This is a genomic window from Pararhizobium sp. LjRoot255 (assembly GCF_964252905.1).
Taxonomy (GTDB): Bacteria; Pseudomonadota; Alphaproteobacteria; order Rhizobiales; family Rhizobiaceae; genus Pararhizobium.
This window is the reverse complement of record NZ_CAXUPQ020000003.1, coordinates 143,106-157,762: the sequence shown is the minus strand read 5'-3', so window position 1 is coordinate 157,762 and position 14,657 is coordinate 143,106. Positions and strand designations below refer to the sequence as shown.

The following is a 14,657-nucleotide window of genomic DNA, read 5'->3' as shown; positions in this document are numbered from 1 at the left end:
CAACGTCGTCCGCAAGCTCCTCAGCGAGAAGCCCGCGATCGCCGGCATCACCCTGCCGGGAATGCCGATGGGATCGCCTGGCATGACCGGCACCAAGACTGAAAAATTCGTGATCTACACCGTGCCAAAGGACGGCAAGGTACAGGAGGTTTACGCGACGGAATGACCAGGATGACTCGCACTGTCTCAGTCGACAGATCAGGCGCGTCCGCCTCGCGCCGCTGGATAATACTTCTGCTGGTGGTCATCGGCTTCGCGGGGCTTGGGGGCATATTCATGCTCCGCTCCCCCGTCGCCCCGTCGCTTGAGGGCATTCCAAGAGGGTTCGTACTGAAGGAAGTCCCGAGGCCAGTGCCAGATGTCCAGTTCACAGATGGCGAAGGGCGTCCGCGCGCGCTCGCGGATTTCCGCGGCAAAGTCGTCTTGCTCAACATGTGGGCAACCTGGTGCCTGCCATGCCGCAAGGAGATGCCCACCCTCGATCGGCTTCAGGCGGCGCTGGGCGGCGGCGGCTTTGAGGTCGTCGCCCTCTCGGTTGACCGCCAGGGAGCGGAGGCAGTGAAGGCGTTCTACTCGGAGATCGGGGTGCGGAACCTCGCCGTCCACGTCGACGCCAGCGGTCAAGCGCTCTCCGCCCTTGCGGCGGTCGGATTGCCTACGACAATCCTGATCGACGCCGAGGGGCGCGAACTCGGCCGCCTGATGGGTCCCGCCGAATGGGACGCGAAGGACATGGTCGCGTTCCTCAAGCCGATCGTCGAAAGGGAGGCGGGACGCGGGGCCGTCCCCGAGAAAAAGGAAGGTACGCTATGATCGACTTTGCTTCCGGACGCTTCACAGTTTCCCTGGCGCGGGTCCTTCACTTGGTAGCGCTGGCGATTGCCACGATGATCGCGTTGATCGCCCCCGCCTCGGCACACTCGCTCGAGGAGGTCGACCAGGGCCTCCGTGACAAGGAGAAATATTTCCAGGCCATCGACAGCGAAGCGCCGGGGTTCTCGTTGCTGGACGCGGACGGGCATGCCGTCAGCCTTTCCGATCTCCGCGGCAAGGTTGTTGTCCTGAATTTCGTCTACACCAACTGTCCGGACGTCTGCCCGCTTCACGCGGAACGGATCGCCGAGATTCAGAAGATGGTCAACCAGACGCCGATGAAGGAGATGGTCGAGTTCGTCACCATCACCACGGACCCGAAGCGCGACAACGGCCCGGTCCTCAGCGACTATGGCGAGGCGCATGGACTCGATCCCGTAAACTGGGTTTTCCTGACGTCTGCGCCGGACAGGCCCGAGGACACGACCCGCAAGCTCGCCGAGGCCTACGGACTCAAATTTACGGAAGGCGAGGACGGCATGCAAATGCACGGGATCGTCACCCACGTGATCGACCAGGACGGCCGTCTTCGCGCCCGGTTTCACGGGCTGAAGTTCGAGCCGGTCAACTTTGTCGTCTTCATCAATGCGCTGACAAACCGGACCCAAAAACCGCATCCGCATCCGCAGCCCGGCTTTTGGGACAAGCTCAAAGGATCGCTTCCATGGTAGCAGACGCGCCGAAAGAATTGGCATCCGGCTCGCCCGAGCCGAACGCCAACACTGGGAAGCAGTCACGGGGCCTGAAAGCCTTGGTGTTCACCTCATTTGCCCTGGCCGGGCTGTCGGTCGTGTTCTCCGCTCTGGCGCTGCTGTTCGCGGCCGGCATTCTTCCACCGCTTCGCGGTACTGACGATCTCGAGCATCGACTACGGGCCTATCTGCTCGACAACCCCGGGGTGATCGTCGAATCCGTCAACGGCATGGAACTCCGTCGGCAGGCTGCGGTCGAGAGCGAAGTGACTGCCGTCCTCTCGGAACGGCGCGATGAAATCTTCAACGATCCCGATTCTCCGCTCGGGGCCAATCCCCAGGGCGACGCCATTCTCGTGGAGTTCTTCGATTACAACTGCCCGTACTGCCGTCAGGCGACGCCGATGCTCGATAGACTCGAGCAGGAGGACAAGGGACTGCGCCTCGTTTTCAAGGAATTTCCGATCCTCGGTCCAGGCTCGGTCTTTGCCGCCCGAGCTGCGCTCGCAAGCCAGAAACAGGGCAAATACCTCGCCTTCCACAAGGCGATGATGGCCTACCAGGGCCGCATAACGGAAACCTCCAGCCTCGAAGTCGCAGCCGATGTTGGTCTCGATGTCGAGAAATTGAAACAAGACATGAAGGACCCGGCACTTGACGAAACCATCAGGCGCAACATCGCGCTCGCACAGGTGTTGCGCATCTCGGGTACTCCGAGCTTCGTCGCGGGTCGGGAGATCGTGCAAGGTCTGACCGACGCGGGCGGGATGAAGCGGCTGATCGCATCGGCACGGGGGAGCTAGGCACCGATGTCGGCGAGGACGGTTCTCTTCTCAGTACTGGGAACTGCCGTGGTGGGCTTGGGGCTCGTAGGGGCATGGCCCTGGCTGGCCGCTCAGACTTCGAACGGCGATGCGTCGGCCACGCTGGGGAAGACGCTCTATGCGAAGCATTGCGCCACCTGTCACGGAGCGAACCTCGAAGGCCAGCGGGACTGGAAACGCCCGCTGCCCTCCGGACGCATGCCCGCGCCGCCGCACGATGCGTCCGGCCACACCTGGCATCATGCGGACGGCGTGCTCTTCCGCATTACCAGGGAAGGACCGGCAGCAGTTGTCGGCGGGGTTACCGAAGCGATATGCCGGCCTTCGGGAATATCATGAGCGACAAAGAAATCCGCGCAGTGCTCGCCTTCATCAAAAGCACTTGGCCAGTGCAGGAGCGCGAGTATCAGGCGGAGATCAGCCGTCGTGAACGGGAACCAACTCTGTGACAGAGGGCGCGCGCCACTCGGATCATCGTTACTTCGGCTGATCGATGGTCTGTCCTTTGGTCAAGATTCTCTGCCCAATCCACGTTTCTGGCAGGAACTTCAGTGCTTCGGGTCCGTTGAAAACGACCACTTGAGGATATGCCCCTTCAGTCCCTAGCTTGACCCTATTGGTCTCGCCCGGCGGTTTAGAAAAACGGGTACGTACCTCACGTCAAGTGCCACATTTTCATCTTGTACCCCTATGACTTTAGACTAAAGTCGCATGTGCCGGAGGCCGCAGGGAGGCGGCTTCTCACAAAAAAGATGTCAATTCCTGGGAGGAAAATGATGCAGAATTCCGATATCGCAATACCACCAAAAGACCTCAATATGCTCCAGTCAGTTCTTGACGCTTGGTGCACACAGCAGCGCATTCCGCGCAAGGAAGCGACTGCAGAAGCGAAGATATTGATCAACGAGTACAAGCGCGGCACGCGCTCGCAGATCAAACTTATCGATGCACTTATAAACAGCACCACGCACTAGCGGGCTCCACCGCCGCTTATCGTCGAGAACCCGGCCTGATCAGCCGGGTTTTTCACGCCGAAATAACACGCGATGACAAATCGCGTAGTAAACAGTATGAAGTCCCGATTGCACACGAGATACATAATAAAATCAATTGCTTAGATGGGGTATTCGGCTCGGCACCTCATCTTTTGGCGGTTTGAAACTGTGGCAGGGGTGCTGCGCTTCGAGTGATGATAAAACGTGGTCCGTACAAAACAGCCACAAGCATCAGAAAGGAAGCGCAGCGTGAACCACTATGTTGGATTAGACGTCTCCGTGAAAGAGACTTCCGTGTGCATCGTTGATGAAGCGGGAACGATTTGCAAAGAGGTAAAAGTCACCAGCCACCCTGATGATCTCATCGCGGTTCTCAGCAATTCTGGTTGGCGTCTGGTGCGTATTGGCCTTGAAGCGGGGCCATTGTCGCAATGGCTATTCGAAGGTCTTGCCAACGCCGGGCTACCGGCTGTTTGCATCGAAACTCGACACACCAAAGCCTTCCTCAAGGCGACAGTGAATAAAACCGATCGTAATGATGCCCGGGGTATTGCCCAAATGATGCGGGTTAACCTGTTTCGTCCTGTGCATGTCAAAACGGTGTCGAGCCAGCAACGACGCGCCTTACTCACTGCTCGTAAGCTAATATCCAATAAGGCAAGAGACATCGAGAATGACATCCGCGGGTTACTGCGTAACTTCGGTCTCAAGGTTGGCGTCATCGGGCGAATTGGTTTTGCAGCTCGGATACGGGAACTTCTTGAAGGTGTGCCCGATCTGCAGCACATCATTGAACCGTTGCTGGAGGCAAGACAGCAACTTTGGGAGACCTTTACAACTCTGCACCGAAGACTGCTATCGATCGTTCGAGACGATGCGACCTGCCGACGTTTGATGACCATTCCAGGCGTTGGGCCGGTGGTGGCTTTGGGCTTTGTCAGCACGATCGACATACCTGGCCGCTTCAAAAACTCCAAAGCGGTTGGTCCTGCGCTGGGGCTAACCCCGGTTTTGAATCAATCGGGCGAGAGTAGCCGTGTCGGCCGTGTCTCTCTGTGTGGTGACGAAATGATGAGAACGCTGCTTTATGAGGCGGCCCAAGTCATGCTGACTGTGGTCAGAAAATGGTCCTGGCTAAAAGCATGGGCAATGAATATCGCTAAACGCCGTGGCCACCAGAAAGCGATCGTGGCGCTGGCACGGCGGCTTGCGGTGATAATGCATCGCATGTGGAGCGATGGCACAGAGTTCCACTGGTCAAAAAACGGCGGACTGGCAAAGGCCTGAGACTTTTTACAGCAAGACAAAAGGTTCCACTGACTGGTGGAAAAATGTCCTTCGCGGGACGATGAAGGAAGTGAGTCCGCTATGGAACTTGTGCCGATTGGATCAATCCGACCAGGACGCCACTTAGATTGTTCCACTTCTTTCAACTGACCCCATAATGGGAGGGGCGAGACCCGATCCCGAAGAGAAGCAAGGCCCCGTGAACGACGTCAGATGCCGGTGTAAATGGAAGCTCGACAGCGCTTGACTTCAACACGCCGAATAGAGAAGTTCCATAATATATCTTATCCCATCGGTTATGTTATATCATCACACCGTTATGTCGAGACCTTTGCCTTCGCCGATCGTCGGCCGGACGTGCGCTGGAAGGGCATTCCCTGCCCTACAGGACGTTCCCAGCGTGTGACGCATGCGGCGAGCACCCAGAACAAGGTTACGATGTGCTGGCCTTATCAAAGAAGCGTCAGGATCAGCAACCAACGTCGAAGGTGACGAGTAACAGCGAGAAGATCGGCTACACGCAGAGGTGATTGCCGAGAAACTCGGACGGCATCGATCGACGATTTTGCGCGAGCTCAGACGCAATACGTTCGAGGATCAGCAGATGCCGGACCTTACGGTGTGAAAGGCTCGGTCTTGTCAACTCTCCTATACAGTTAACTTCCCGCCTGCGGCAACGATTTGTTCGATCGTGTCCACGTCGAGATGTGCCGCGTCGCCGATGTCGACATCGACAACTGGTAGCCCTGCCATCTCGATGATATGCCGCGCGCCGACATCGCCTTCGAGACCCAGCACGGTATGATAAAGCGATCGTGGCAGAATGACCGGATTTCCACGCCTTCTCCCGGAAACCGCTCGGATGATCGCCCGGCCGGCCGCCTCCTTGAATGCGTCGATCAAAGTGTTCAGGTTGGCCGTCGAAACGCCCGGCATATCCGCGAGCATAACAAGAATACCATCAGCGCCGCACGCAAGGGCGTGCACGAATCCGGCTGCCAGAGAGCTTGCCATACCGGACGCGTAGTCGGCGTTGAAGATCGGCGTCACGCTCAAGCCTTCAAGCGCGGCTTCAATTTCGCCACGGCGATGACCCGTCACGACTCTGACTGAAGCAGCCCTGCTGGCAACAGCAATGGATGTCGAGCGGCGAACCAGCGGCATCCCGTCGAATTCCGCCAGCAGCTTGTGCTGGCCGCCCTCGCCCATGCGGCGCGCCCTCCCGGCGGCAAGCAGGACGATTGCAACGGAAGCATCCGCGCGTTTTCTGGCAGGTAGGTCACGCGACTGCGGCCGCGATTGTATCTCCATCAGCAGACCTCCGACGCCCATTCCGGTCACGTCGTGCACGCCCGGCTCCTCGCCAGCCAGAATGCGGTCGAGAATCCAATCGAAGCCGTTCTGCTTCAGGCTGCGGGCGCAGCCCGGAGCCCCAACGACATAAGTTTCCCCGATGCGGCCGAGGACCATCAGATTCCCTGGATCGACCGGCATGCCGACGCTCAAGACATGCCCGCCCGCCTCGCGGATCGCCTGTGGAATGACATCCGCCGCGTCGATGACCGCCGAGGCGCCGAAGATGATGACAAGCTTCGGTGTTTCCTGCGGAATCGCGATGACATTCTGGATCGAAGCCGCAAGCGCCTTGATCTCATGCGGCACGCGCTGTTCCCGGGAGAGCCGGTTATCGGATGCGGCCAGCCGCCGCTCCAGGATGCGCGCAGTTTTGTCCATTACCGGCACTTTCAGCGAACTCAGTTCCGTGGCGATCAAGGAAATGGCATGTTTGGTAAACAGCTTCACTTGAAATGGGGCAGTCGCGCGGAGTTCCGCACAAGCGGCCTCGATCTTCGCGATTGGAACCGCCAGCGGAATGATCTTGAAGGTCGCCACCATATCGCCGGAGCTGACATGCGTATGGTCTGCAAGACAGGCAAGCGTGATCGCCGGATCAATGCGGTTCAGCCGATCAACAGCCTCCTGGTTAGCCACGAAAAGCCCGTCAGCCCCGGCATAGATGTTAACGCGGCCTGTGGCGGCCTCCGAGAAGCGGAGGTGATCGGGCGCTATCGCCTCCCTGAGTTGCGCCGCGGCTTCGTTTTCGCCGAGATCGCCGTCCTCGAGGCGTGCCGCGACAATCCTCTCGATGCCTGCGCTTTTCAGCCGGTCAATGTCCCTGACATCAACCACATGCCCTTTCTGCAGCGCCCCGCCCGGAATCTTGATCGAATGGGCGAGCAGAAGCCCTTCTGCACCCTGCACATCGAATTCGCCAAAGATCATGGTTTGTCACCTTTTGGAGGAGCGCAGGGCCTGGATGATCTGCGCCACAATTGCCACGGCGATCTCCGCCGGGCTTGACGCACCAATATCAAGTCCGATCGGCCCATGGATCCTCGCCAACTCCTCGTCGGAAAAGCCTTCCTTCTTCAGCCTTTCAAGACGCGAGCCATGGGTCTTGCGGCTGCCAAGCGCCCCGACATAGAAACAGCCGCTTCGCAGGGCCTTAGCAATCGGGAAGTCGTCAATCTTGGGGTCATGCGTGACCGCGACAACGGCCGTATAGGCGTCGAGCGGACTGTCCTCGAGGACATCAACCGGCCAGCCAGCGGTCAGATCTATCCCTGCGAAACGCTCCGGCGTTGCGAACGCAGTTCGCGGATCGATGATGCGCACGTCGAAACCGGCAAGAGCCGCTATCTGCGCTAGGAACTGGCTGATATGCACCGCGCCAATAATGACGAGGTGCGGTGGCGGCACATGCACGTTCAGGAAGTATGTGCCGCCAGCAATCACAAAAGTCCCCGACGTTCCGGAACGAAATGTCGTCACGACGGCCTCGCGAAGCGCGCCATCAACGGGCTCGCCTTCGAGGATCACCTGATCGGTTCCACGTTCCATATCCGTGACCAGCATCACCGCTCGACGCGCCCTCCGGGCGGCATTGAGCCGTTTCAAATTCGCAGTGTCCATCATTCGAGCCTTTCAACAAGGACACGGATGCGGCCGCCGCAGGATAGCCCGACGCGCCAGGCAGTTTCGTCAGCAACCCCGAACTCCAGCATCCTTGCTTTACCGTCGCCGATGACATCCACCGCCTCCGCGATAACCGCGCCTTCAACACAGCCGCCGGACACTGACCCTTCGAAATTGCCGTCGCCATCGATCACCAGAGAGCTACCGACAGGACGCGGCGCTGAACCCCAGGTTTCGATGACGGTCGCGACGGCCACGTCACGCCCGCTCTGTTTCCATTTCTCTGCCGTCATCAAAGGATCGGGCTTTGACACGTTACGAATTTCGCTGCCTCCTTATCGGGTTGACCGATTGCTTTCCGAACGACCTCTTGTGAAGTTATTCTTTTCTTCAGCCTCTCGGTCATGAGATGGGCGATGGTAGGTGGCTATGATAGCGCGGATACGAGTGGACACTTCGTCCACAGCAGTATTCGCATCGACACGTGTCACTAGACCGCGCTTCTCATAGAAGGGGATCATGCGAGTTGTTGCCCCGTACTCCTGAAGCCTTTTTCGTAGCACGTCGGCATTATCGTCTGAACGCACGGCATGGCCGGCGGCCTTGGACTGCATTGCTCGATGCTCAACCCGGCTCAAGAGAACGTCCTCTGGAATCTCAAATAGGAGGTCACCCGTGGAGAGATGCCAGTCGTTCCGCCTGGGTTCCCTTGCCGGCTCCGGGCGGGCCAATACGCATTAGATTAACCATGCTTAGACCCTCGCAGGGGAGAGGGATGTTTGGGGGTGAGAACTGTCATGGGAGGTAACCTCCAATCGATAGCGTTATGCCTGCACGAGCAGCGTTTCAAGCAGACGGCGGGCAACATCGCCGAAATGGACCGGTCGCCGCGACAAGCGATCGATATTGACGTGCACGAAGAAACCTTCTGCCGTTGCAACTTCCTCTTCGTTGCGGAAGAGACCGATCTCATATGTAACTGACGAGTTGCCGAGCTTCGCCACCCGGATGCCGGCGGTGACCACGTCTGGAAACGCCATTTCCGCATGATAGCGGCAGCCCGTTTCGACCACCAGGAAGACTTCCGAGCCTCCCTTCATGTCCAGCGCGCCGTTCTCGATCAGGAAGCCGTTCACCGCCGTATCGAACAAGCTGTAATGAACGACATTGTTCATGTGGCCATATATGTCGTTGTCCGACCAACGGGTCGTGACTGTGCGGAAAATCCTGTAGGCGGACCGCCCGCTCGGACGAGGACGTTCCGCCATCACCAGGCCGCCTTGTAGATGGAAAGGGCGTCCGCTTCGTTCACGTCACGCGGGTTGTTGATCAGCAGCCTCGTTTGCTTCATCGCATCGCGCGCCATACCGGAGAGATGTTCCTCGCTAATGCCGACATCGCGCAGGCGCGGTTGAAGCCCAAGACTAGCCGAAAGAGCGGCGAGCCGGTCGATGAATGCGGCGCAGCGCTCTTGGCTGCTTTGCTCGGGCGCGAGATCCGGAAAGGCATCGGCGGCAATCTCCGCGTAGGCAGCGACCGCAGCGGGCGCGTTGAAGCGCAGGACATGTGGCAGTACGAGCGCGTTGGAAAGGCCGTGTGGAATGTGGAACGTCCCGCCGATGGGGTAGGCAAGCGCATGCACAGCAGCGACAGGCGAGTTTGCAAAGGCTTGGCCCGCGAGCATGGAACCGAGAAGCATCGCTCCCCTCGCCTCTCGGTTCTTGCCGTCAAAGACCGCCTTTTCGATGTTGGCGCCGAGCAGTTGCAGCGCCTGCCGAGCAAGCATTTTAGACAAGGGATTGTTGTTTGCGCTTCTGGATGTATAGGCTTCGATCGCATGCACCATCGCATCGATGCCGGTCGCTGCGGTGATGTGAGCCGGAAGCGCAAGCATGAGGTCTGGATCGAGGACTGCGATATCGGGCAGGATGATCGGCGATGAGACCCCACGCTTTTCATCGCCGCCGACGGTGATGATCGAGACGGGCGTCATCTCCGATCCCGTTCCCGCTGTGGTCGGCACGAGCACGAGTGGCAATCGCGGCCCTTTGGCGTTGCCAACACCCCAGGCTCCGTCGATGTCCTCTCCCGAACCGCACAGCAGGGCAACCAACTTGGCGACGTCGAGCGAGGAACCACCGCCGAACCCAATTACGCCGGTGGCGCCGCCGGCCTTGGCGGCATCGGTCGCGGACTGAACTGTCGCAAGCGAAGGGTCGGCTTCGACCTTGTCGAAGACCGTCGCCTCGATGCCCGCCGCGGCCAACGAAGAGAGCGCCGGGTCGCAAAGACCGAGTTTGCGCAATCCCGGATCGGTGACGAAAAGGACGCGCTCACCGAGCTTCCTCCTGACGAGACCGCCGATTTCAGAAGAGGCTCCCGCTCGGAACACAATCTGGGCGGTGGTACTGAATACAAAGGGTTTCATCCTTTTCTCCTTGATGTTTTCCGCCCGTATCACGCAGCCGGGAGGCTCTCCCGAAGCTTGACGCGCAGAATTTTGCCGGAGCCCGTTCGTGGGATTTCACTGACAATGAGGAACCTGTCCGGCACCTTGTAGACTGACAGGCGATCCCTACAGTGACGGATCAAAGCCTCTTCATCGAAATTTACCGCGGACTTGAGGACGATGCATGCCACAGGCACTTCTCCCAGCATTGCGTGCGGAACGCCGATGACGGCGCAGTCGATAATCGCGTGGTGGAGGAGGATCGTCTCCTCGACCTCGGCGGGCGCAATGTTCTGGCCACCACGAATGATCAGTTCCTTCAAGCGGCCGGTGATGGTCAGGAATCCGTTGGCGTCGCTGCGTGCCAGATCCCCGGTGTGGTACCATCCCTCGACAATTGCTTTTTGCGTCTCCTGAGGTTTGTTGTGGTACGCCTGCATCAGATTGGGGCCTTTGCAAATCAGTTCGCCTTCCGTGCCGAAGGGCACATCCGCGCCCGTTTTCGGATCGACCAGCCGAACCGTCAGACCCGGGAGTGGCAAGCCGCATGAACCCGGAACGCGCCATTTGCCGGGCCAGTTCATGGTAACCATTGTCGATGTTTCGGTAATCCCGTAGCCATCGAGCAAGGGAACGTCAAAAAACTCTTCGAAATCCGTGTTCAGCGACCCCGGCAGGATTGCTCCCGCCGAAACGCAGAGCCGAACGGAAGACAACAACTTTTCGCCGCTCGTCTGGCATGCCGACAGGAAATAATGAAAGACCGTCGGGACGCCAGGCATGAATGTGAAGCGCCCCGTCCGTAGAAGCTCCGTCGCATGAGACGTTGAGAACTTCTCCATGATGTATTCGCTCGCGGCGGTCGCAATGATCGAGAGAACGGCGACGTTCAGCGCATAGGAGTGGTAGAGGGGAAGTGTATTGAGAACGACATCCTTGTGGCTCAGTCCGGCAATGGGCGCCCAACATGCGGCCGTGACCCAAAGCATGGAGCGGGTCGAAAGCGACACGCCTTTTGGCTGGCCCGTCGTGCCGGATGTGTAAACGATGTAGGCGGGGCGATCGATGTCGCTATCGTCGTCAAAATCGGATGCGCGTGTCTGGGTGAGCGTTGTGAAATCAGCCAGATTTCTCTCGAAACCGTCCGTAATCAGCACTGTCGAGCGCCCGAGATTTTGCAGCAGCGCTTCGATTGACTGGCGTCTGGCCGACTGCGCGAATACGAACGCGCAATCCGCATCTGTTACGCGATAGCTTAGTTCGGCGTCGGTCGAGTCAATACTGACCGGAACGGCGACGCCGCCGGCACGGACCGTCGCAAGACATGCGACGACCCAGTTGACAGTATTCGGCAATAAGATCGCTACCTTCTGTCCTTTTTGAAGGCCCAAGGTCACCAGTTGAGATGCCAGGTTTTCGGTTTCCACGTTCAATTGCTCGTAGGAAACAGCCCTGCTCTTGTCCTCGAACGCAAGTTTTTCAGGATAGAGGCGGGCATTCCGTCGGAGAATCTCTCCGACTGGCGCAATAAGCTCGAAGTGTATCATGTTGTCTCCTCCCTGCTCCTCCGGGTCACACCATGCAGAAACCGCCGTTGACGCTGATCACTTGCCCGGTCACCCAGGATGACGCATCCGATGCCAGGAACGTTACCATCGGCGCGACATCATCGGGTTTACCGATGCGGCGCAAGGGATAGGCCTTGACGATCTTCTCTCGGTTCTTGGCCAGGAATTCCGGATCCGAATGCGAAGTCTCGATCAGACCAAGCGAGACCGTGTTGACCGTGATGTTGTTGCGGCCGAATTCGCGCGCCAGAGACTTGCCGAGCGCGATGGTCCCACCGCGCGCTGCTGCGGCAAGCGCCAGATTGGCTTCTCCGATGCGTGAGCTGTCGCCGACGAGATTGACGATACGACCGGAATTTTGCTCGATCATCAGCGGCGCAATTGCATGGCAGCAATTGATTGTGCCATAGAGGCACACGTCGATCTGCTTTTTCCATTCTTCAGGGGTGGAATCAACGAACCGCTGGTATTTGACGTAACCGGCATTGTTGACCAGCACATCGATCGTGCCCAAGTCAGCCTTGACGGCAGCGACCATGGCCCTGACCTGCTCGTTGTCGCTGATATCGGCTCGATAGGCCCTCGCCTTTCCGCCGGCTGCCTCAATGGACCTGACGACAGCTTGCGCCTCATCCTGTGAACGGCTGTAATTCACCGCGACGATGGCGCCTTCGGCCGCGAGTGAGCGGGCAATGTCTCCGCCTACGTCTCGGCCGCCGCCTGTCACAAGCGCGATCTTGCCGTTCAGATTGGTCTGCATTTGATTATCTCCTTGATGTGACGGCTGCCGGATCAGCGCAAATTGCCGTGGCATTCATAGAATGAACACCGTATTATTTTCCCAGGAACAGTGGTGGACGCTTCTCCTTGAAGGCCCGTCGCCCTTCGAGATAGTCACCGCTGTCACTCGCCAGATCGATCAACTTCTCTGCCGAGGCTCGATCGAGTTCACCGCGCGCACAACCATTTAAGATGAATTTGGCACCTTTGATCGTAAGAGGAGCGTTCTCGGCCATCTCTGCAGCCCGACTGCGAGCAGCGGAAAGTGCATCGTCCCCGACCTGGTCGACGAAGCCGTTGATGAGGGCATCGTCGGCACTGAACCGCTTTCCCGTGTAGAGAATGCGCTTTGCCTCGGTGACACCAACAAGCGAGAAGAGCTTGCGTGTCGCGGAGACGCCATAAACGATAGAAAGACGCGCGGCCGGGATACTAAAAATCGCACCATTCTGCGCAACTCGGAAATCGCAGGACATGGCAAGATGAGCGGCTCCGCCGAGGCAATAGCCTCGCAGGGCCGCAATCGTCGGCTTGGAAACCCGGTAGATCGCGTCGCCCGCAGCATCGACCGCGATCTCGTAACGCTTGCTTTCCTCGAGCCCACTGCGGACGGCTTCGAACTCGCTGATGTCCGCGCCCGCCGAAAAGTCGTTGCCAGAGCCTGTCAGAATGATCGAACGCACAGCAGGATTATCGTTGAATCCCTCAAACAGTTCAGCCAGATGCTGCCACATCTGATAGGTGACGGCATTTCGTTGGTGAGGCCGGTTCAACGTGACAACGGCAACCCCATCCTTGGTCTCCACGACGATATCGCTCATCTGCCTGCCCTATCGAACGTTCATTGGAAGCCCGACCCCACAGGGACCGGGCAACGTATGGTCAGTGCTTGACAAGCGGGCACTTACTGTCGGAAAGCGGCCGGAAAGCCTTGTCCCCAGGGATTGTCGTGACAAGCTTGAGAAGGTCCCACTCGCCCTTGGATTCGTCAGGCGTTTTCACGTGGTAGACGTACATGTCGTGAACCATCCGGCCATCCTCACGAATCTTCCCGTTCTTGGCAAAGAAGTCGTTGACGGGAGTTTCCCGCATCTTCTCCATAACCTTCTTGGTATCGGTCGTACCGATGGCCTGTACCGCCCTGAGGTAGTGCATCGTCGACGAGTAGTCGCCGGCATCTCCCATATGCGGCGGACGTCCGACGCGCTCTTCGAACTTTTTGGCGAACGCCCTCGTCTCGTCATCGCGATCCCAATAGAATGCACTGGTCAGGATCATCCCCTGGGCCGTTTCCAGGCCGAGCGAGTGCACGTCGGTGTCCCACACTAGCAGGCCCGCCACGGTCTTTCCGGACGCAGCGAGACCGAACTCCGCGGCAGACTTGACCGCATTCACGAAGGTTGTGCCGGAACCGGCCATCGCGACGACTTGAGCCGGCGATGCTTGTGCCTGCAGCATGAAGGCACTATGGTCCGAGGTTTCGATGGGATAGCGAACCGTACCCGAAACTTCTCCGCCATTTGCCTTCACAATTTGCGTCGCGTCAGCCTCGAGCGCGTGACCGAAGGCATAGTCAGCGGTCAAAAAGAACCAGTTCTTCAAGCCCTGCCGGATAAGCTCGTTGGCAGTGCCGTTGGCTAGGGCGTAGGTGTCGTAGGAATAATGGATGCTGTTTGGGGTGCAGCTGTCATTCGTCAGGCGTGACGAGCCAGACCCGTTGACGATCGCGATCTTGTCCTCGTCCTTCGCAACCTGCGTGACAGCAAGGGCAATACCGGAATTGATCAGGTTGTTGATCATCGTGACGCCCTGCGATTCATACCACTCGCGAGCAGTTGAAACCGCGACCTCAGGTTTGTTCTGATGATCTGCGACGACGACCTCCAGCGGACGGTCTAGAACTTTGCCGCCGAAATCCTCGACGGCCATCTTCACTGCCGCAATCGCACCCTCGCCGGCCTCGTGAGAAAACTGGCCGCTGACATCGGTCAGCACGCCAATGCGAACGGGGTCTGCGGCCTGCCCGAAAACAGGCAACGGCAAGACGCCAACGGCGATGCCACAGGACAGTAACACCTTCAAAGCTCTCATAATTCACCCTCCCAAGTGCCGCGCCAAACTCCTCCGGCACGTTTAATGAAACTTGCTCTATCATACCTTGCATGTTCTTTTCCAAGGAAAATGTGCGCTGCAATAGGTAACATATGTAAGGT

The 14,657-nt window shown here is 58.5% G+C and carries 16 protein-coding genes and 2 pseudogenes; 9 read left to right on the top strand and 9 right to left on the bottom strand.

All coding sequences use genetic code 11. The features are described 5' to 3' along the window. From ACSQ2W_RS26485 to ACSQ2W_RS26445, 9 genes and pseudogenes are all read left to right on the top strand, one after another. Positions 1 to 166: DUF411 domain-containing protein (locus tag ACSQ2W_RS26485; protein WP_436089143.1), on the top strand; the 166-nt coding region annotated here is incomplete at its 5' end. 5 nt (positions 167 to 171) lie between these two features. After that, the gene (locus ACSQ2W_RS26480) at positions 172 to 813 is read left to right on the top strand and encodes a TlpA family protein disulfide reductase (RefSeq protein WP_436088921.1); all 642 of its coding nucleotides are present in this window, start codon (positions 172 to 174) and stop codon (positions 811 to 813) included. After that, a complete protein-coding gene (locus ACSQ2W_RS26475) occupies positions 810 to 1,544 on the top strand; it encodes an SCO family protein (protein ID WP_436088922.1) in 735 nt (244 codons plus the stop codon). Before ACSQ2W_RS26480 ends, ACSQ2W_RS26475 begins: the two co-directional genes overlap by 4 nt. Next, positions 1,538 to 2,368 carry a DsbA family protein gene (locus ACSQ2W_RS26470; protein WP_436088923.1) on the top strand — a complete coding sequence of 277 codons (831 nt, stop codon included), beginning with the start codon at positions 1,538 to 1,540 and terminating at the stop codon, positions 2,366 to 2,368. Before ACSQ2W_RS26475 ends, ACSQ2W_RS26470 begins: the two co-directional genes overlap by 7 nt. A gap of 6 nt (positions 2,369 to 2,374) precedes the next feature. Beyond that, entirely contained in the window at positions 2,375 to 2,728 is a 354-nt protein-coding gene (locus ACSQ2W_RS26465) for a c-type cytochrome (RefSeq protein ID WP_436088924.1), read from the top strand. Positions 2,729 to 3,165: 437 nt separating this feature from the next. Next, complete coding sequence (locus tag ACSQ2W_RS26460) at positions 3,166 to 3,363, top strand: hypothetical protein (RefSeq protein ID WP_436088925.1); 198 nt, start codon at positions 3,166 to 3,168, stop codon at positions 3,361 to 3,363. A 270-nt stretch (positions 3,364 to 3,633) separates the two neighbouring features. Further along, positions 3,634 to 4,671, top strand: a complete 1,038-nt coding sequence (locus ACSQ2W_RS26455) for an IS110 family transposase (RefSeq protein WP_436088926.1) — start codon at positions 3,634 to 3,636, stop codon at positions 4,669 to 4,671. Positions 4,672 to 4,986: 315 nt separating this feature from the next. Further along, positions 4,987 to 5,198 (top strand): annotated as a pseudogene (locus ACSQ2W_RS26450) (ISNCY family transposase); the annotation flags it as partial. Further along, positions 5,186 to 5,287, top strand: a pseudogene (locus tag ACSQ2W_RS26445) (helix-turn-helix domain-containing protein); the annotation flags it as partial. The pseudogenes ACSQ2W_RS26450 and ACSQ2W_RS26445, both read left to right, overlap by 13 nt. Before the next feature lie 32 nt (positions 5,288 to 5,319). On the opposite strand, the gene ACSQ2W_RS26440 reads toward ACSQ2W_RS26445, so the two are convergent. The 9 genes from ACSQ2W_RS26440 to ACSQ2W_RS26400 form a co-directional block, all read right to left on the bottom strand. Beyond that, positions 5,320 to 6,954 (bottom strand): NTP transferase domain-containing protein, encoded by a 1,635-nt coding sequence (locus ACSQ2W_RS26440; RefSeq protein ID WP_436089131.1) that lies wholly within the window; start codon positions 6,952 to 6,954, stop codon positions 5,320 to 5,322. 6 nt (positions 6,955 to 6,960) lie between these two features. After that, positions 6,961 to 7,644 carry an XdhC family protein gene (locus ACSQ2W_RS26435; RefSeq protein WP_436089130.1) on the bottom strand — a complete coding sequence of 228 codons (684 nt, stop codon included), beginning with the start codon at positions 7,642 to 7,644 and terminating at the stop codon, positions 6,961 to 6,963. After that, on the bottom strand, positions 7,644 to 7,940 hold the full coding sequence (locus ACSQ2W_RS26430) for an XdhC family protein (RefSeq protein ID WP_436084388.1): 297 nt from the start codon (positions 7,938 to 7,940) through the stop codon (positions 7,644 to 7,646). Before ACSQ2W_RS26430 ends, ACSQ2W_RS26435 begins: the two co-directional genes overlap by 1 nt. Before the next feature lie 531 nt (positions 7,941 to 8,471). Further along, entirely contained in the window at positions 8,472 to 8,915 is a 444-nt protein-coding gene (locus tag ACSQ2W_RS26425; protein WP_436084177.1) for an acyl-CoA thioesterase, read from the bottom strand. After that, the gene (locus tag ACSQ2W_RS26420; RefSeq protein ID WP_436089129.1) at positions 8,915 to 10,075 is read right to left on the bottom strand and encodes an iron-containing alcohol dehydrogenase; all 1,161 of its coding nucleotides are present in this window, start codon (positions 10,073 to 10,075) and stop codon (positions 8,915 to 8,917) included. Before ACSQ2W_RS26420 ends, ACSQ2W_RS26425 begins: the two co-directional genes overlap by 1 nt. A gap of 29 nt (positions 10,076 to 10,104) precedes the next feature. Continuing rightward, positions 10,105 to 11,643, bottom strand: a complete 1,539-nt coding sequence (locus ACSQ2W_RS26415) for a class I adenylate-forming enzyme family protein (protein WP_436089128.1) — start codon at positions 11,641 to 11,643, stop codon at positions 10,105 to 10,107. Between the two features lie 25 nt (positions 11,644 to 11,668). Then, on the bottom strand, positions 11,669 to 12,424 hold the full coding sequence (locus tag ACSQ2W_RS26410) for an SDR family NAD(P)-dependent oxidoreductase (RefSeq protein ID WP_436089127.1): 756 nt from the start codon (positions 12,422 to 12,424) through the stop codon (positions 11,669 to 11,671). Between the two features lie 73 nt (positions 12,425 to 12,497). Beyond that, on the bottom strand, positions 12,498 to 13,265 hold the full coding sequence (locus tag ACSQ2W_RS26405; RefSeq protein WP_436089126.1) for an enoyl-CoA hydratase-related protein: 768 nt from the start codon (positions 13,263 to 13,265) through the stop codon (positions 12,498 to 12,500). A 61-nt stretch (positions 13,266 to 13,326) separates the two neighbouring features. Continuing rightward, positions 13,327 to 14,535 (bottom strand): ABC transporter substrate-binding protein, encoded by a 1,209-nt coding sequence (locus ACSQ2W_RS26400; RefSeq protein ID WP_436089125.1) that lies wholly within the window; start codon positions 14,533 to 14,535, stop codon positions 13,327 to 13,329. Positions 14,536 to 14,657: the final 122 nt, after the last annotated feature.